Source organism: Endothiovibrio diazotrophicus (assembly GCF_054657215.1).
Genome location: NZ_BAAHXB010000109.1, coordinates 1 through 18459 on the forward strand (window position 1 = coordinate 1; position 18459 = coordinate 18459).

At 69.8% G+C, this 18459-nt stretch carries 14 protein-coding genes and 1 riboswitch; of the genes, 11 read left to right on the plus strand and 3 right to left on the minus strand.

Annotation, left to right across the window (positions count from 1 at the left end; genetic code table 11):
- Positions 1 to 101 precede the first annotated feature (101 nt).
- From rnt to ACYQ2W_RS20710, 4 genes are all read left to right on the plus strand, one after another.
- Positions 102 to 728: a ribonuclease T gene (gene rnt, locus ACYQ2W_RS20695; RefSeq protein ID WP_459871630.1), complete on the plus strand. Its 627-nt coding sequence runs from the start codon at positions 102 to 104 to the stop codon at positions 726 to 728.
- Between the two features lie 92 nt (positions 729 to 820).
- Entirely contained in the window at positions 821 to 1423 is a 603-nt protein-coding gene (locus ACYQ2W_RS20700; protein ID WP_459871597.1) for a hypothetical protein, read from the plus strand.
- Positions 1424 to 1514: 91 nt separating this feature from the next.
- A riboswitch (cobalamin riboswitch) is annotated at positions 1515 to 1735 on the plus strand.
- A gap of 126 nt (positions 1736 to 1861) precedes the next feature.
- Positions 1862 to 3676 (plus strand): TonB-dependent receptor domain-containing protein, encoded by a 1815-nt coding sequence (locus ACYQ2W_RS20705; protein ID WP_459871600.1) that lies wholly within the window; start codon positions 1862 to 1864, stop codon positions 3674 to 3676.
- Positions 3666 to 4490 (plus strand): ABC transporter substrate-binding protein, encoded by an 825-nt coding sequence (locus ACYQ2W_RS20710; protein WP_459871602.1) that lies wholly within the window; start codon positions 3666 to 3668, stop codon positions 4488 to 4490. Before ACYQ2W_RS20705 ends, ACYQ2W_RS20710 begins: the two co-directional genes overlap by 11 nt.
- 104 nt (positions 4491 to 4594) lie before the next feature.
- Here the strand turns inward: ACYQ2W_RS20710 and ACYQ2W_RS20715 are convergent, their stop codons facing one another.
- The gene (locus ACYQ2W_RS20715) at positions 4595 to 7906 is read right to left on the minus strand and encodes a PKD domain-containing protein (protein WP_459871604.1); all 3312 of its coding nucleotides are present in this window, start codon (positions 7904 to 7906) and stop codon (positions 4595 to 4597) included.
- Between the two features lie 145 nt (positions 7907 to 8051).
- Between ACYQ2W_RS20715 and ACYQ2W_RS20720 the strand changes: the two genes are divergently transcribed.
- Complete coding sequence (locus ACYQ2W_RS20720; protein WP_459871607.1) at positions 8052 to 9053, plus strand: helix-turn-helix transcriptional regulator; 1002 nt, start codon at positions 8052 to 8054, stop codon at positions 9051 to 9053.
- Positions 9054 to 9091: 38 nt separating this feature from the next.
- On the opposite strand, the gene ACYQ2W_RS20725 is transcribed toward ACYQ2W_RS20720, so the two are convergent.
- On the minus strand, positions 9092 to 9925 hold the full coding sequence (locus ACYQ2W_RS20725; RefSeq protein WP_459871610.1) for a cobalamin-binding protein: 834 nt from the start codon (positions 9923 to 9925) through the stop codon (positions 9092 to 9094).
- Positions 9926 to 10162: 237 nt separating this feature from the next.
- On the opposite strand from ACYQ2W_RS20725, the gene ACYQ2W_RS20730 reads away from it, so the two are divergent.
- From ACYQ2W_RS20730 to ACYQ2W_RS20745, 4 genes are all read left to right on the plus strand, one after another.
- Entirely contained in the window at positions 10163 to 12142 is a 1980-nt protein-coding gene (locus tag ACYQ2W_RS20730) for a methyl-accepting chemotaxis protein (RefSeq protein ID WP_459871613.1), read from the plus strand.
- Between the two features lie 509 nt (positions 12143 to 12651).
- Positions 12652 to 13635, plus strand: coding sequence for an ABC transporter substrate-binding protein (locus ACYQ2W_RS20735; RefSeq protein WP_459871616.1), 984 nt, complete (start codon positions 12652 to 12654; stop codon positions 13633 to 13635).
- A gap of 7 nt (positions 13636 to 13642) precedes the next feature.
- Entirely contained in the window at positions 13643 to 15640 is a 1998-nt protein-coding gene (locus ACYQ2W_RS20740; RefSeq protein WP_459871618.1) for an ATP-binding protein, read from the plus strand.
- A 27-nt stretch (positions 15641 to 15667) separates the two neighbouring features.
- Positions 15668 to 15862 (plus strand): hypothetical protein, encoded by a 195-nt coding sequence (locus tag ACYQ2W_RS20745; protein WP_459871621.1) that lies wholly within the window; start codon positions 15668 to 15670, stop codon positions 15860 to 15862.
- Position 15863: 1 nt separating this feature from the next.
- Here the strand turns inward: ACYQ2W_RS20745 and xth are convergent, their stop codons facing one another.
- Positions 15864 to 16628, minus strand: coding sequence for an exodeoxyribonuclease III (gene xth, locus ACYQ2W_RS20750; protein WP_459871632.1), 765 nt, complete (start codon positions 16626 to 16628; stop codon positions 15864 to 15866).
- Between the two features lie 285 nt (positions 16629 to 16913).
- On the opposite strand from xth, the gene prmC reads away from it, so the two are divergent.
- Positions 16914 to 17765, plus strand: coding sequence for a peptide chain release factor N(5)-glutamine methyltransferase (gene prmC, locus ACYQ2W_RS20755; RefSeq protein WP_459871624.1), 852 nt, complete (start codon positions 16914 to 16916; stop codon positions 17763 to 17765).
- 104 nt (positions 17766 to 17869) lie between these two features.
- Positions 17870 to 18280 (plus strand): hypothetical protein, encoded by a 411-nt coding sequence (locus ACYQ2W_RS20760; protein ID WP_459871627.1) that lies wholly within the window; start codon positions 17870 to 17872, stop codon positions 18278 to 18280.
- Positions 18281 to 18459: the final 179 nt, after the last annotated feature.

An 18459-nucleotide genomic window follows, 5' to 3' on the forward strand; every position in this document is an offset into this window, starting at 1 on the left:
CCCGGCGAGAGCGCGCCTTGCGGCTGACCGCCCAGCGACTCACTGATGGCCGATTTGTGGGTAAGAGGCAGGCCGAGGCTGAATCCGCTATCCTCGTTGCCATGAACGGCGGCAAACAGAAGAGCCCGATGGCGGCACGCTTTCGCGGCTTCCTGCCGGTGGTGGTGGACCTGGAGACCGCCGGCTTCGACCCCCGGCGCCACGCCCTGCTGGAGGTGGCGGCGGTGATCGTGCGGCTGGACGACCAGGGCCGCCTCCACCGCTTCGAGACCCATGCCTTCCACATCGAGCCCTTCGACGGTGCGGAACTCGACCCCAAGGCACTGGAGTTCACCGGCATCGACCCCTACCACCCGTTTCGCGGCGCGCTGCCCGAGCGGCAGGCGCTCAACGCCCTGCTCAAACCGATCCGCGCCGAGGTGAAGGAGCAGGGCTGCAACCGCGCGGTGATGGTCGCCCACAACCCGATCTTCGACCTCGGCTTCTTCAACGCCGCGGTGGAGCGCACCAAGATCAAGCGCAACCCGTTCCACCCCTTCAGCAGCTTCGACACCGCCACCCTCGGCGGGCTGTTCTACGGGCAGACGGTGCTCGCCCGCATCGCCGCCGCCGCCGGTCTCCCGTGGGATTCCAACGCGGCCCATTCGGCGATCTACGACGCGGAGCGCACCGCCGATCTGTTCTGCCTGATCCACAACCGCTGGGAGGCGCTGCGGGACGACGGGTAGCCACCTTCCGCCGGTGGTATTTCCAAGCGCATTTGTTATGCTCCACGGCGGACGGATCGTACCCACCTCGAACCCCCTTGAGGAGTCAGCTAATGAAGAAGAGCAGCCCACTGGTCGTCGCCGCGGCCATCGCCTTCGCCTGCACCGCCACCCCCGCCGGTGCGCAGGAGACCTCCACCCCATCCGCCATTCCCCAGACCGCCGCTCCCGGATACGGATACGGTTACGGTCCAGGGTACGGTCCGGGCTACGGCCCCGGCTATGGAATGGGTCGCGGCATGGGGCCGGGACGGGGAATGGGGCCTGGAATGGGGATGGGCCCCGGGATGAGCGGACCGGGCCGGGGCACCCCGGCCACTGACGGGAACAATGGCTACCAACCCCCGCTGCCGCCGCCGACCACCGCCTACTCCGCCGACGAATACCGGATGATCCTCGACCGCCGCGCGGAGTCCCTGCGCAAGTTCTACGAGCAACAGCAGAAGCAGATGGAGGCGCGGTTCGCCGAACGGCGCAAGCAGATGGAGGAGCGCCACCAGCAGATGAAGGAGTGGCAGGAGCAGCAGTTCGCCGAGATGCAGGCGACCATCGACCGCTACCGCGCCGAACACCGCAAGATGCTGGAGGAGCGCAAGCAGGAGATGGCGGCGCGCATGAAGAAGGCGGAGGAAGCGAAGCCGGACGACGCCAAATAGCGCTCCGGCGCGTTACGCCCTATCGCACAGAACGCGGCCTCGGCCGCGTTTTTTCGTTTTCACCCGCTTGACACCCCTCCCCCTCCCCCCCAAACTCCCCGCCGCTTCAGGTGTCCCGGACGGTTCCTCCGCCCGGGATGAAACGGGAAGCCGGTGCGTCGCCCGCTGCGACAATTCCGGCGCTGCCCCCGCAACGGTAAGTGAGTCAAGGGCGAGCCAACACGCCACTGCGCACGCGCGTGGGAAGGCGGCTCGGCCCGGGACGCGCTCCCGCTCACCAGCCCGGAGACCGGCCTGAGGCTGCCACGGCGTACCGCGGAGGGCGGAGGCGGCCGGTGTGCGGCCGCCTCCGGCCTCGTCCCACCCGCCTCTTCTCTCCCGTCACGCCCCGAATACCTCCGCGCGGGTGCGCGCGGACCCTGTTGTGGAGAGAAGACCGTGAAGAACCGTTCCCCGGCATTCGCCGGGCTGACCCTGCTCACCCTGCCCGTCGTCACCCCGCTGGCTGCCGAATCGGTGCCGGTGATGGTGGTCACCGCCACCCGCACCCCAATCACCGCCGACCAGGCCCTCGCCCCGGTGACGGTCATCGACCGCCCGGCCATCGAGACGAGTGGCGCCCGCGACCTCATCCAACTACTGCGCGGCCTGGCCGGCATCGACCTGACCAACAGCGGCGGCCCCGGCAAGCCCACCGGCCTCTACCTGCGCGGCACCGGCGCCGGCCACACCCTGCTGCTGATCGACGGCGTGCGGGTCGGCTCCGCCACCACCGGCACCCCCGCCTGGCAGGACCTGCCGCTGGGCCTGATCGACCGTATCGAGGTGGTGCGCGGCCCCCACGCCGCCCTCTACGGCTCGGACGCCATCGGCGGCGTGGTGCAGATCTTCACCCGCCGCGGCGGCGGTGAGCGCCATTTCGACGCCGCCGCCGGGATCGGCAGCCACCAGCGGGTGGAGGCCCGCGCCGCCCTCTCCGGACGCCAGGGCGGACTCGACTACGCGGTGGCCGCCAGCCACCAGGGCACCGACGGCATCGACGCCCGCCAGCCCACCACCGGCTGGTACGCGGTGGACGAACCGGATCGCGACGGCTACCGCAACGACGCCCTCTCGCTGAGCCTCGGCCACGACCTCGAGCGGGGCGGCCGGCTCGGCTTCACCCTGCTCCACGCCGACGGCGACAACGAATATGACGGCGCCCCCGACGAGAGCGACGTGGTCCAGCAGGTGATGGCCTTCGACCTCCGCCTGCCCCTCGGCGAGCGCTGGCAGAGCAGCCTCCAACTGGCCCGCAACCTCGACCGGAGCGAGCAGTTCGACCACGGCGCCCACTACTCCACCATCGACACCCGCCGCCACCAGATCACCTGGCAGAACGACCTCACCGTGGACGACGACGATCTCCTCACCCTCGGCCTCGACTGGTACCGCGACCAGGCCGAAGGCGACACCGCCTACACCGTCGACCGGCGCGACAACCACTCGCTGTTCGCCCAGTACCAATGGAACCGCGGCGACCACGACCTGCTCACCGCCCTGCGTCACGACGACAACGAGCAGTTCGGCGGCCACACCACCGGCAACCTCGCGTGGGGCTACCGCATCGACCGCGGCCTGCGTCTCACCGCCTCCGCCGGCACCGCCTTCAAGGCCCCCACCCTCAACCAGCTCTACTGGCCCGGCAGCGGCAACCCCAATCTCCGCCCCGAGGAGTCGGCCACCGTCGAGGCCGGCCTCACCGCCACTCCCGGCTGGGGCGAGTGGTCGCTCCACGCCTTCCACAGCCGCATCGACGAGCTGATCGACTGGGCCCCCGACGCCAGCGGCAACTGGGTGCCGCAAAACACCTCCCGCGCGCGCATCGACGGCGTCGAACTGGAGCTGCGCGGCACCTTCGCCGGCTGGCGCAGCCACGGCCAGCTGACGCTGCTCGATCCGCGCGACCGCGACAGCGACAACCGCCTGCGCCGCCGCGCCGACCACACCCTGCGGCTCGACCTCGACCGCGACTTCGGCGCGCTGTCGGCCGGCGCCACCCTGTTCTACCAGGGCCGCCGCTTCGACGACGCCGCCAACCTCACCCGCCTCGGCGGATACGCCCTGCTCGACCTGCGCGCCGGCTACCGGCTGGACAAGCAGTGGAGCCTCCAGGCCACCCTGAGCAACGCCCTCGATCGCGACTACCAGACGGTCAACACCTACAACCAGCCCGGCGCCGAACTGTTCGTGGCGATCCGCTATGCGCAGTGACCGCCCTCTCCCGGCGCTCGCCCTCATCGCCCTCCTGTGGGGGGCTGGGGCGGGCGCGGCGGCGGAGGGACCGCCGGCCGACTGCCCCGCCATCGTCAGCCAATCCCCCTACCTCACCCACACCCTCGCCTGGCTCGGCCTCAGTGACTGCATCGTCGGCACCAGCCGCTACGACACCCTCGACCGGCCGCGCACCGGCGGCGTCCTCGACCCCGACGGCGAGGCCTTGGCGCTCCTCGAACCTGCGCTCTGGTTCACCTCCGACTGGACCCCGGAGGAGCGCGTGCAGGCACTCACCCCGCCGGGCACCCACGCCTACCGCCTGGACGGTTTCCACTCCATGGCCCAGGTGGAGGAGAACCTGCGCACCATCGCCGCCGCGGCCGGCCTGAGCGACCCGGCGGGACGCGCCGCCGCCTTCCGCGGCGCCTGGCGCGCCAAGGCCGCCGCGGTGGCCGCCGGCGGAAAACGCGCGCTGCTGCTCTCCGCCTGCACCGGCCGCCCCTACAGCTTCGGCCGCGACACCTGGCTCTACGACCTCTTCACCAGCGCCGGCTTCAGCGTGGTCGAGACCGCCGAGCGGCTCCACTGGAGCGAACCGGGCGAGGGACTGGAGCGACTGATCGGGGAGCTGAACCCGCAGGTGATCTTCCTCTTCGAACGGCCGGGGGCGAAGCAGTGCGCGCTCCCGCCGATCCAGGGCGCCACCCGCATCGTCCCCCTCGACGGCGAGCGTTTCCTCCACCCCGCACCGATCCTCCTCCAGGGGCTCGATCAGCTAATCGCCAAGCGCGCGGAGTGGGCCGGCGAATGAGCGCTCACCACCCCGCCCTTACCCCGAGTTCCACCTGAAGGCGCTGGCGGAAAACGACGGGATGAAGCGGGCAAACGCCCGACGGTCGAAACACCGCTCCAACATCACAGCCCCCACGACCACCGCGCCGCCGGATCGGCACAGGCCTCGAGGTTGGCGGCAGCGGGATAGGTCTGGGACTGAACGTTGTCGCAGAACTGCTGTTGCTGGAGCGCCATCGCCGCACAGGTCTCGTCGTCCGGGTAGTTGCCGCAGTAGCGTTCGAAGGCCCCGCACCGCGCCTCATCGGGATAGCTCAGGCACAACTCGCCGAACCGGTTGTCGACAAAGGCGGACCGCTCCTCGTCGCAGATCGGAAAAACCATCGGCAGGTCACTGTAGCGACCGCCCCCCTGTCCTCCGAACCGATCAAAAGTGGCGTAGGGGATGCACCAGGGCCTGGAGAGATCCAATTCGGGGCGGTTGGCCATCGAGTTGAGGGCCTCCGCCCGGCACTCGGTGTCGCTGCCGATGCTGGTCCAGTGGCACCCTGCGTCGTCCGGACGAACCCACTGGAAGACAGGGGTGACCGGCTCGGAATGGTCGCCGTAATAGGCGACGGTATCGTCCCAATAGTAGGTGAGGTCCTGAAGCACCTCACCGTCTTTCACTTCGCTCAGATGCTCGGCGCTGGCGCGGCTCCCCCACTGGGCGGGAGGGCTCCCTTCGACCGGGGTGGAAGACCAGTAGGTGCTGCGGGCAGCCTCGCCGCCACGGCTCCCGGTCCATGCGCAGACCCGCCAAAACAGGGTGTAGGAATCCCAGGTGTTGACACTCGTTTCGAGATCCAGCCCCCGCGAATCCTGTCTGAGAGGACGAATCAGGTAGCGGCAGTTGGCCACGGTGACCGTCTCCTCCAGCGTATCCACCTCACCGCTGCCGTCCCCCACCGTCAGTTGGATCCGATAGTTGCCGACGGTGTCGAAGGTGAATCTCGCCTGGGCGGTGTCGGCCTCGCGGTCGCCATCGGCCGACCAGTGGAAGGTCGGGGTGCCGCCGCCGGGAACGGTGGATTCACCCGCGTCGAGTTCCACGGTGAGCGGCGCGGCACCGAACAGCGGGGCGATGGTGGCACGGGCCAGCGGGCCGCAGCTCCCCGCGGTGACCGACGCGGTGCCCGATACGGTGCGGGTGGCGATGGCGCCGAGCCGGCCGTAGCCGGAGGCGGTAACGGTGTAGGGCTCGGCGGTGCAACCGACGAATTCCGCCTGGAGCAGGCGGCTGCCGTCGGCCTGCCGCTGGTCGGCAGTGAGCCGTACCGCCTCCCCCGGCTCGGGGGTCACCGCCCACTGGAGGGAGCCGAGATCGAACGGGTTGTTGGTCCCGTCGACCACCTTCAGGGTGAGCGCCACCGGTCGTCCCGCGGCGGTGGAGGTGATCGGCAACAGGGTGAGCTGGGGCAGATCGAACAGCGGATATTCGTCGATTGCCACCGACCAGCCGTCATCCTCCTCCGACGGCGGGCCGCAGACCCGCCGATGGTCGAGGATGGTGATGTTGGCCACCACCACGTTGAGATCGGCGTGGGCGAAACACTCCACGCCGAGGGCGAACTCGAAGCGGGTCAACTCCGCCGCGACCCCCTCGCTCGACGCCGCCGCCTCCACCGCCGCCTCGCCGCGCAGATAGGGCTCTACCGAGAGGCCGGCGGAGAGCGCCTTGTAGAACTTCACCGTGATATCCGGGATCAACCGTACCTCGGCGGTGGCGCCCCCCTTGGCGGTCAGCCGGGTGGTCAGCGACTTCTCGTAGGTCTGGTCGGAGACCGCCTGCCACTGACGTAGCGAGGCGTTGTAACGGACGCCGAAGGAGAGCGTGGTGGCGGCGTGAGCGGAGGCGGTGGCGGTGACGTTGGCGCTGGTGGCGGCGCTCGCCTGCGCCTTCACCGAGAGGATCACCTCCTGATAGACCGGCACCGTGCCCACCAGGTAGGTGCTGCGGAAGGTGCGCGAGAAGAGCTCCACCGGCTCCGGGTTGTAGGCCGCCCCGGCGGTGAGGCGGTAGGTCGCCTCGGCGTCCAGCGACAGCTTGCCGCGGGCGATCACCTCGCCGCGGCGCAGGGTGCCGCCGCTGCCCCACACCAGACGGGTACTCAGGCCGGGCTCGAACGAGGGGGTGAGCTCGAAACTGACCTGCTGCTCCACCTCCCGCCCGGCCCCCGGCGCCTCGCCGAGGTCGAGCCGGTAGCGCCCGCCGTCCTGCGGGGTGAGCCGGAGTCCGGGCACCGACGCGGCGCCCTCGCGCTGCTCGGCGACCAGCCCGCCGTCGCGCCACTCCATCCGCGCCACGCTCCCCGCGCCCCGGCCGCGACGGCTGACGCGCAACCGGGCGGAGCTGCCCGCGGCACTCCCCTCGGCCACGTCGAAGAGGCGCTGGAGATGGTCGACGCTCCCCTCCTCCAACCCCTCGCTGAGCGAACCGGCCGCGGTCTCCACCATCATCCGCCCGCCGCTCTTGGTCGCCGAGACCACCCGCCGCAGGTACCCCGTCCCGCCCTGCGGACCGACCAGCAGCTCGCCGACGTCGGGCGCCGCCACGTCGCCGCCGCTCAGATCGAAGGTGAAGGTGGAACCGCTCTGCTCCGGCTCCGGCAGTCCCAACGCCTCCGGCAGGTAGACCGCCACCCCGCTCCCCCGCCGGCTCTCGACGTCGAGGGTGGTAACCGTCTCGTAGTCCCGCTCGACGCTACGGTTGCCGTCACCGTCCACCGCCACCACCAGCACCTGATAGGTGGTGGCGGGGGCGAGGCCGGTGACCGTCGCGCTCAGCTCACCGCGCACCGTCTGCACCAGCGTCGCCGCATCGGGGGTGAACCCCGCCGCCGGATCGGCGTGGATCTCATAGAGCAGCTCCCCCTCCGCGGTATGGTTGTCGGAGGCGGGACGCCAGCTCAGGTCGAAACGGTCGGTGCCGGTGGCGGTGACCCGGGCGATGCCGGGGAAGGAGGGCGGCAGCGCATCCTCCCCCACCACCGACAGGCTGACGCTGTCGAGCCAGGCCGGCGCCGGCGTGCCGTCGACCGCCTCATCGAGACCGAAATGGAAGCGGTACTCGCCCTGCGGCAGCGGCGAGGGGAGCGGCAGCGTCACCGGCACCACGCTCACCGGCGCCATCGCCAGCGCCGGAACCACCCCGGGCACCCACCCTTGCGCCGCAGTGTAGGAGAACCAGCCGGCCGGGGTCTCCGCCGCCAGCCACCACTCCACCGCGTCGCCCTGCAAACCCTCGCTGTCGAGGGAGATGCTCAGCTCCAGGGGCAGGTCGGGGAGCCCCACCAAGGGCCCGTCGGAACCGTTGAGACGGATGTCGGGCTGCATCGCATCGACGGCGCCGGACCACGAGGCGATCAGAACGAGAAGAAACAGCAGACGTCGCATGGCGGGAGCCCTGAATTCGGAGGGATTCCCATACCATATTCCAGGAAATAGCGACGATCTATGGATCGAATGGACTATGTCGTTGGCACTCCCGGCCGGCAACCGGGAAAATCGGGGCCGCAAACACCACCGGGAGGGGCGGACATTGCCACTGAACATCAGCGAAAGACGGGCCCATCGACTGAGCGAGCTGCTGCTGCGGCTCCACCATGGGAGCCGGGAGATCGGGGCGACGCACTTCAAGGGGTGGGCGTTGGAACAGACCCGCGCGGAGATCCCCTTCGACCGCGCGCTGTGGGCGATGGGGGCGGAGCGCGAACTGGTGATCCACGGCGTCCACCTGCAGAACCTGCCCCCCCACTTCATGGAGAACTACGAACGCTTCAAACACCACGACCGGATACTCGCCGCGGTGCTGCAACACCCCCGGCGCGCCTTCTTCATCGACGAGGTCTACGCGCCGGGGGAACGCGAGCAGATGGAGATGGTCAAACAGCACTCCCGGCGGTTCGATATCGAGTACGCCGTGGTGGTGGCGATGAAGGAGCCGGTCACCGGACTGTTCAACGTCGTCAGTCTCTACCGGGGTGCGTCGGCATCCCCCTTCGAGGCGCAGGAACGGCTGCTCCTCGAACTGCTGATCCCCCATCTGGTGGAGAGCGCCGATCTCAACCGGTTGCGGATGGTCCAGCACCGGCTGCCTCCCCCACGCACCGCCGCGTGCGGCAACGCCTTGTGCGATGACCAAGGGGTGCTGCATCAGGCCGAACCCCGGTTCACCGAGCGGTTGCGCGCGGAGTGGCCCGAATGGAGCGGCGCGCAGCTCCCGACGCCACTCGTCGAAGCCCTGCTGAACCGGCGCGCCAGGCGTTTCATCGGCCAGCGAATCACCGTGCAGCGCCAAACCCTCGACGACATCCACCACCTGACCGCACGCGAAGCGGGCCCGGTCGATCACCTCAGCCAACGGGAGGACGAGGTCGCCCGGCTGCTCGCCGACGGCGCCAGCTACAAAACGATCGCCCGGCGACTGGCGATCTCCGCCTCGACGGTCAACAAGCACGCCCACGCCATCTACGCCAAGCTGGGGCTGAAAAACAAGACGGAGCTGGCCAAGGAGCTGCGCGGGGATGAAGGAGAGGCCTGATGGGGGTGGCGAGGAGGCGCGCCGCCGCCCCTTCCCCATCACCCACCGCGCCGCGAACGCGCCTGCTCCAACTGATCGCACAGCCGGGCGGCCCCCTGCAGGATGCGCGGGGTGTGGCGCTGGATCAGGTCCGGGGGGATGAAGAAGAGGTTGTCGCGGGCGGTCGCCGTCAGCTTCGGCCACGCCCGCCACATGTCGAGCCACTCCGGGCGCGCCTCGTCCATGCCGCTGGCGGCGATCGCCTCCGGGTCGGCTGCCAGCACCGCCTCCACATCCAGCTGCGGCGCCAGCGCGGAGAGCCCGGCGAAGACGTTCTCGCCGCCACACAGGCGGATCACGTCGCTGATCAGGTGCTCGCCGTTGACCGTCATCAGCGGCCGGTCCCAGATCTGATAGAGGACCCGCACCGGCGGCCGCCCGCCGTAGCGCGCGCGCAGCCGCGCCAACTCCTCGCGGAAGCGGCCCGCCGCCGCCTGCGCCGCCTCGTCGGTCCCCGCCAGCGCCCCCAGCCGCTCCACCGCCGCGGGAATATCCTCCAACCGATGGGGGTCCTCGGTGATCAGGTGCAGCCCCAGCGCCTCCAGCCGCTCCAGTTGCGGCCGCGGATTGCCGCTGTCCCAGCCCACCACCAGGTCCGGCCGCAGGGCGACGATCCCCTCCAGGTCGAGCTGCCGGTACCCCCCCACCCGCGGCACCGCCCGCGCCGCCTCCGGGTAGTCGCTGTAATCGACCGCCCCCACCACCTTCGTTCCCGCGCCGGCGGCGAACAACAGCTCGGTGATGTGGGGCGCCAGGGAGACGATCCGCTGCGCCGGCGCGGCGACGGCAACGAGTGGAAACAGCAACAGCAGCAGCGGAAAAAGACGGGGCATGGGCTCGGCCTCGGGAAGAAGGGGGTCCATTATGGGCCGACCGCCCCCCGGCCATGAAGCCCGGAAAACCCCTCCGGAGAGACAGAACGAAGCCACCTGCTGAACGTAAAAAATGACCTTGCGCTGACCCCGCTGAAACAAAAATGCAATAGAACTGTCATCTTTTCGTTATCAAATTGTCACGATGCCAAGGATCGGCAGCAGACTCCGCCATTATTACGACTACAGGGAGCCGCCATGCGCATCAAAACCCTCACCCAGCTGCTGACCGGAACCCTGATCGCCGCCACCATCGGCTCGGCGATCACCCTCCAGTGGGGACTCACCAGCCTGGAACGCCCCTACCGCCAGATCCTCGACTTCTTCCGCTTCAAGGAGGCCGCCACCATCGGCCTGCGCCACTCGGTGGACGCCTACCTCTCCAGCGGCGACGCGCTGAAGCTGTCGGCGGCCGAGAACCGTATCCGCGAGCTGCGCGACGAGCAGCTCACCGCCTTCCCCGAGGGCACCGTCGCCCGCATCCGTCCCTCCCTGGACGCCCTCCACGAAGGGCTCACGGTACGCTACCGCGGCGCCGGCAAACTGGCCGGCGACACCCAGGGACTGCTGCGCAACGCCGAGCGCGAGATCCTCGGCAGCATCGAGTCGATCGCCGACTACGCCGCCGCCGGACTGGAGAAAAAGCCCGCGGCAGCGTTCCGCTACGCCGCCGCCGCCCAGCGCCTGAGCGGCGCCCTCTACCACCTGGCCACCGTCCGCCGGCGCTTCGTCGACACCGCCGACCCGCAGTTGGCCCAGGCGGTCGACGCCACCGTCACCGCCATGGGCCAACAGGTCGAACGGCTCCTCGCCCTGCCCCGGCTGGGCGTCACCGTCACCGCCGAGGCGGTCGAGGAAGACCCCCTCGGCCTCGAAGAGGAGGACGCGGGCGAGGCGCAGGAGAAGGTCGAGGAGCCGCTGGCCGAACTGCGCTCGCTGCTCGCCCGCTACCCCAAGGAGTGGCGCAACACCCAGCAGCAGATCGCCGAGGGAACCGCCAGCCGCCAGGCCCTGGACGGGCTGATCGGGCAGCTCGAAAAGGCGGTGGCCGCCGGCGAGCAGGAGGTGATCGAGAGCCGCGCCGCCATCGTCACCCGCATGCAGCTGCTGTTCGCCGCCGCCCTCGGCCTCACCCTGCTGCTCGCCCTCGGCAACGGCGTGGTGAGCGCCTGGGTGGTGCGCGCCATCGAACAGGCGGTGAGGCGGATGCGCGACATCGCCGAGGGCGACGGCGACCTCACCGCACGGCTGCCCGACCGCGGCCGCAACGAACTGGACGCCCTCGGCGCCGCCTTCAACGCCTTCGCCGGCAAGGTTCACCGGATCGTCGGCGAGGTCACCGAGGCGACCCGCGAACTGACCGACTCCGCCGGGCGCAGCGCCGAGGTGGCGGGGCAGGCCAGCGAGGCCGCCGGCGTCCAGCGCCGGGAACTCCACGAGACCGCCGCCGCCATGGGCCAGCTGGCCAGCTCGGCCAACGAGGTGGCCGCCAGCGGCGCCGCCGCGCGCAGCGCCAGCGAACGCGCCGAGGCCTCCCTCGGCGAGAGCGCGGCGGTGATCCTGGAGGCGATCCAGGTGATGAACCGCCTCGCCGGGGAGGTCACCCGCATCGCCGGCCACATCGAGACCCTGACCGAGCAGAGCGGCAAGATCGGCGAGGTGGTGGAGGTGATCGACGCGGTGGCCGAGCAGACCAACCTGCTGGCGCTCAACGCCGCCATCGAGGCGGCGCGGGCCGGCGAACACGGCCGCGGCTTCGCCGTGGTGGCCGACGAGGTACGCACCCTGGCCGCCCGCACCCAGGGCTCCACCGCCGAGATCGGCGGCATCGTCGACAACCTCCAGCGGGACGTCGCCGCCCTGGTCGAAGACCTCAACCGCAACCGCGCCCTGGCCGACGAGGGCACCGCCCGCTCCGGCGAGGCGCGCCACTCCATCGACGCGCTGCGCGCGGTGATCGACCAGGTGGCCGCCATCGGCGACCGGGTCGCCGGCGCCGCGGCCGAGCAGAGCGCGGTGTGCGAACAGGTCGGCGCCTCGGTCAGCCGCATCGCCCACAACGCCGAGGAGGCCGACCGCAACGCCGGCTACGCCAACGAGTGCAGCCATCAGCTGGCCAGACTCGGCGACCGCCTGCAGGGCCTGGTCGGCCAGTTCCGCATCGCCGCGGCGGGGTAGTGTTACGCCGGGGGGAAGAGGGGGCAGGCCATGGTGGTTCGGCACGGCGGCCCCCGCGCGTGCCGCCTGATTGCCGACGGCCGGCGAGACCTCTCCTGTAGGAGCGGCCCTAAGGGCCCGCGAAAGAATAACTTCCTGTTTTGGAACGCCGATCCGCTCCGCCCGGCGGCGTTGCGCAAAGGGTTGCATACGGCAAGTATGCGCCCCTTTGCGCGCCTTGCCGGGCGGGCGTCTCGACGCCCCAAAACAGGAAGTTATTCTTTCGCGGGCCCTTAGGCCGCGATGACGCCGCTTCCGCTCGCACCGCCAGCCGAAATGAAACACCTCACTGCGTCCCCATCGCGGCCTTGGGGCCGCTCCTACGGGGAAGTGAAGTGCCACCGTCGAGCACACTGTCTTCCCTTCGCGTCCTTCGTGCCCCCCCCTTCGAGCCCCCCCGTCGGGACACCCCACCATCCGTGGGCTATATACTTCTTGGTCTCCCGACGCCCAATAACTACGTGACACGGATGAACAAAAACCTTCTCATCGTTTGGTTGATTTCGCTCCTGAGCCTTGCCACCGTCGCCGTCGGCGCCGAGGAGCGGCCCGCCCCGCCGGTCAACGTGGCGGTGTCGGTCACCCCCCTCTCCGCACCGTTCCTGCTCGCCGACGACTACGGCGACTTCGCCGCCGAGGGACTGGAGGTGCGGCTGCACGAAGTGATCGGCGGCCACCGCACCGCCCGCATGCTGTTCGACGGCGAGGCCGACATCGCCACCTCCTCCGAGGTCGTAGCCATGTTCAACAGCTTCAAGCGCCGCGACTTCCGCCTCTTCTGCACCTTCGTCAGCTCCACCAACGACGTCAAACTGCTCACCCGCAGCGACAGCGGCATCGACGCCATCGAGGGGCTGGCCGGCCACCGGGTGGGGACGGTCACCGGCGCCTCCGCCCACTTCTTCCTCGATGAGGTGGCCGCGCTCAGCGGCGTCGACCCGGCCCGCCTGGAGGTGATCCACATCGCACCGGAGGAGACCGGCGACGCGCTGATCCGCGGCCGGGTGGACGCGGTGGCGATGTGGGAGCCGTGGATCCACCTGGCCCGCCAACGCTTCGGCCCGGCGGTGCGCCTGCTGCCCCACGACCGCCCGTACATCGAGACGTTCAACGCGCTGGTGATGGAGGGTTACGCCCGCGACCACCCGCAGGTGCTGGAGAAGGTGACGCGCGCCCTGATCCGGGCGGTGCAGCGCCTGCGGGCCCAGCCCCAACCATCGATCGCCCGGGTGGCGGCGCGGCTGAAGATGAATCCAGCGGTGGTCGCCGCCGTCTGGCGCGATCTCGACTTCGACGTCACCCTCAACCAGTCGCTGCTCAACACCATGGAATCCGAGGCCCGCTGGGCCATCGACCGCAAACTGGTCGACGGCGATACCCTGCCCAACTACCTCGATCTCCTCTACCTCCCCGCCCTGCGGCGGGTCGCCCCGGAGAAGGTCGGTATTTTCTAAGGCCCCCATGCGGATCAAGACCCTGTTGATGGCCGGGACGCTGCTCTCGACGCTGCTCATCGCCGGCGTCGGCGGGGTGCTGTTCGACCTCGAGGGAAGCCACCGCGACACGCTGGAACAGGGGCGGCGCCTCGACCACATCGGCATGCAGGTGTTCCAGCTCTCCTCGCTCACCGCCGACTACCTGCTCCACCCCACCGAGCGGGCCGCCCGCCAGTGGCACAACAAACACCGCACCCTTGAGGCGTCGCTCGAAGGGCTTCGCACCGCCGGCGCCCCGCTGCTGCGCGAGCCGCTGGAGGAACTGCGCGGCCACCACCGGGAGATCGGCCGCTTCTTCGACCGGCTGGCGGTGCTGGACCAACGCAAGGGGGATACGCCTGCCGCCCGCGCGACCCTCGACCGCCAGCGCGAGCGCCTCGGCGAGCTGCTGCAGACCCGTGCCCAGCTGATGGCCGGGCTGATCACCATCCTCACCGAACGGGTCCACCGCGACCACAACCGCACCACCGGCGAAGTGGCGCGGCTGATGAACGCCATGGTGGCGATCCTCGGCGTGATCCTGATCGGCGTCTGGGGCTTCTGGGGGGTGCGGGTGTTCGGCCCGATCCAGCGGCTGCGCGAGGCCCTCGCCCGCTTCGACGTCGACGACCCGCAGGGACGGCTGGCGGTGGAACGGCGCGACGAGATCGGCGAGGTGGCCGACGCCTTCAACCGGGTCGCCGAGCGGCTGCGCGCCACCACCCGCTCGCGCGACCACCTCTCCGACGAGGTGGAACGGCGCAAGCAGGTGGAGCGGGCCCTGGAGCAGGCGCGCAACGCCGCCGACGCCGCCAACCGCGCCAAGAGCGAATTCCTCGCCACCATGAGCCACGAGATCCGCACCCCGATGAACGTGGTCATCGGCATGGCCGACGTGCTGCTGGAAGGCCCGCTGGGCGACGACCAGCGGCACCAGGTGCAGCTCCTGCGCAAGGCCGGCGACACCCTGCTCGGGCTGATCGACAACATCCTCGACCTGTCGAAGATCGAGGCCCGGAGGCTGGAGCTCCACGACGCCCCGGTGGACCCCCGCCACCTGCTCGACGAGATCTGCTCGGTGCTCGGCGAGCGGGTCCACGACAAGGGGCTGATGCTCAGCCTGCACATCGCTCCGGGGGTACCGCCGGCGATCCGCGCCGATCCGACGCGGCTGCTCCAGGTGCTGATCAACCTCATCGGCAACGCCATCAAGTTCACCGACGCGGGCGAGATCGGCGTCACCCTGGCGCTGGAGACGGAGCAGCGCCTGCGCTTCACGGTCACCGACAGCGGGGTCGGCATCGCCGCCGAGCACCTCGAGCAGATCTTCGACCACTTCACCCAGGCCGACACCTCGATCACCCGCCGCTACGGCGGCAGCGGCCTGGGGCTGGCCATCTGCAAGCGGCTGGTGGAGCTGATGGGCGGCGAGATCGGCGTCCACAGCCGGCCCGGCGAGGGGAGCCGCTTCACCTTCACCCTGCCGCTGGTGGAGGCACCACCGATCGCCGCCCTCCCGACCGGCGCCGGCGGGAGCGCCCCGACACCGCCCTCCGCGGGCGCCCGGCTGCTGCTGGTGGAGGACTCCGAGGACAACCGCACCCTGATCGCCACCTACCTCAAGCGCACCCCCCACCGGCTGGAGATCGCCACCGACGGGGAGGAGGCGGTACGCAAGGCCGCCGCCGACGCCTACGACCTGATCCTGATGGACATCCAGATGCCGCTGGTGGACGGCTACGAGGCGACCCGGCGGATTCGTGAACGGGAGCGGCGCCAGCGTCTCCCGGCGACCCCCATCGTCGCCCTGACCGCCCACGCCCTGCACGGCGACGAGGCGCGCAGCCTGGAGGCGGGCTGCGACGGCCACCTCACCAAGCCGATCCGCAAGGCGCGGCTGCTGGAGGCGATCGACCGCTACGCCGCCCGCCCCGACAAGCGCACCCCCACCGGGGAAGAAGGCCCCGCCGCCGCGCCGCTATAATGGCCCACCGTTTCCGGAGAGCCGACGATGAACCGACAACGCTTCGAAGAACATCTGGCCGCCTGGCGCGGCTACTACATCCAGCAACTGGCCTGGGAGCGCCGCTGCGACGAGGAGCAGGCCGCCGCCGCCATCGCCCACCTGAGCACCGAGGAACTGCTGGCGGAGAAGGCACCGGGACTCCTCCAGCGCATGGAGGAGCAGGCCGAAGAGGCCCGCTGATTCAAGCGAACTCCGCCACCGCCGGGGCGTGGTCGGAGGGGCGCTCCCAGCCGCGCGGCACCTTGTCGATACGGCTGGCGGTACAGCGCTCGCGCAGCGCCTCGCTCACCAGGATGTGGTCGATGCGCAGCCCCAGGTTGCGCTTGAAGCCGTTCATCCGGTAGTCCCACCAGGAGAAGCTCCTCTCCTCCTGCTCGAACAGGCGGAAGCTGTCGCTCAGCCCCGCCCCCAGCAAGCGGCGGAACGCCTCCCGCTCCGGATCGGAGCAGAGGATGCGCCCGGCCCACGCCTTGGGATCGTGGACGTCGCGGTCGTCCGGAGCGATGTTGAAATCGCCCACCACCACCAGTTGCTCGTAGGTCTGCACTTGCTCCTCGACGTAGGCCTGCAAGCGCTCCAGCCACTCCAGCTTGTAGGCATACTTCTCCGCGCCCACCTCCTGGCCGTTGGGGACGTAGAGATTGAGGAAACGCACCTCGCCGACGGTGGCGCCGAGCACCCGGCGCTGGGGGTCGTCGAGACCGGGCAGGTCGGTGACCGGCTCGAGCGCCGGCTCCCGGCTGAGCAGGGCGACCCCGTTGTAGGTCTTCTGGCCACTGAACAGCACGTGGTAGCCGGCCTCCTCGATCGCCTCGCGGGGAAACTTCTCGTCCACCAGCTTGGTCTCCTGGAGACCGAGGATGTCCACCGGCTCTTGCCGCAACCACTCCAGCAGATGGGGCAGACGGACATTCAGGGAGTTGACGTTCCAACTGGCGATCTTCACGGCGGCTACCTCGACGCTCATCCAAAGGGGCCCAAGGGTGCCGCCAACCACCGCCGACCGCAAGCGGCCTCGGGTACTGCGCACCAAGCTTGGGATGATCGACGCGGAGGACGCAGAGACGCAGAGAACGCAGAGAAGAGGTGAGAGGGCTTGACGGGGTAAGCGGCGCAACGCTAAATATCGGCGCCCACGGAAAGGAAGGCGCCACGCCCCGGCACGGCCTCCCAAGACCTTCCCCAATCTCTGCGTCCTCTGCGTCTCTGCGTTCTCCGCGTTTTTCATCCCATGTCCAAAAAGACCACCACCATCGCCGACGCACTGGCCCGGGCGCGGGACGAGCTGAAGGCCTCCGACAGCGCCGAGCTGGATGCCCAACTGCTGCTCTGCCACGTGCTGGGGAAGGGGCGCTCCCATCTCTACACCTGGCCGGAACGGGAGGTGGGCGGCGATGCGTTGGCCGCGTTCCGGGCGCTGGTGGCGCGACGCAAGGCGGGGGAGCCGGTGGCCCACCTCACCGGACGGCGGGGGTTCTGGTCCCTGGAGCTGGAGGTGTCGCCGGCCACCTTGATCCCGCGGCCGGAGACCGAACTGCTGGTGGAACTGGCCCTCGCGCGGCTGCCCGCGGAGACGGCGTCGGTGGCCGATCTGGGCACCGGCTCCGGGGCGATCGCCCTCGCCCTGGCGACGGAGCGCCCCCGTTGGCGGATCGTCGCGGTGGAACGCTCCCGGGAGGCCCTGGCGGTAGCCCGGCGCAACGGCGAGCGGTTGGGCCTCGGCAACGTCGAATTCCTCGCCGGCAACTGGTTCGAGCCGCTGGCCGGGCGGAACTTCGATCTGGTCGTCAGCAACCCCCCCTACGTCGAGGAGGGCGACCCCCACATCACCCGCGGCGACGTCCGCTTCGAGCCCCTCACCGCACTCACCGCTGGCGCAGACGGCCTCGACGACCTGCGCCACATCGTGGCTGGCGCCCGCGACCACCTCGAACCCGGCGGCTGGCTGCTGCTGGAGCACGGCTACGATCAGGGCGAGGCGGTGGCGGGGCTCCTCCGAGTCCACGGCTACCGGAAGATCACCACCTATCGCGATCCCGCCGGCCACCCCCGCGCCACCCTCGGCCAATATGGCCAACCATAGGATGGGCCCTTAGGGCCTCAGAAAATAACTCCAGCCGCAAAAGGCAAATCCGTCAGTACTATCCCTGATTGAAAAAACCCGGTTTTCGGTCGAGGCTTTGCGGTATGACTGAAATCGACGCCAGCGCGATCAAGCAGCGCGAGATCTGCTTCGCGGCCCTCCACCCCGATCCCAACCAGGCACACACCGCCCTGCTGCTGCTGGATGGAATCGAAGGGATGGAGAGCGTGCGGCTGATCGGCGAGCGCTGCATCGGCGTGCGCTACGACCTGCGCCACCTCTCCCTCCAGGTGATCGAAGAGATGCTGAGCGAACTCGGTTTCCACCTGGAGACCAACCTGCTCACCAAGCTGAAGCGGGCCCTCTACTACTACACCGAGGAGACCGAGTGCGCCAACCGCGGCTGCCAGATGCCGCAGCCGGCCGCCACCCGCGAGATCTTCATCAACCGCTACCAACACCTGCCCCACGGCTGTCGGGACCCGCGGCCGGAATATTGGCGGCGGTATCTCTGACACGCCCTGCATCGATAGAGGCCCCGCGGGGTTCCCGGTGTTGAACGTTTAGTGTTGAGTGAGCCGTGCCGGCTCCAAGCACCTCCTCCAACGGAAAGGTGTGGCCACCGTCGGCCTCGAATGTTTAGTATTGGCGCGCACGCGCGCTCTTCCACTAAGGGCCCGCGAAAGAATAACTC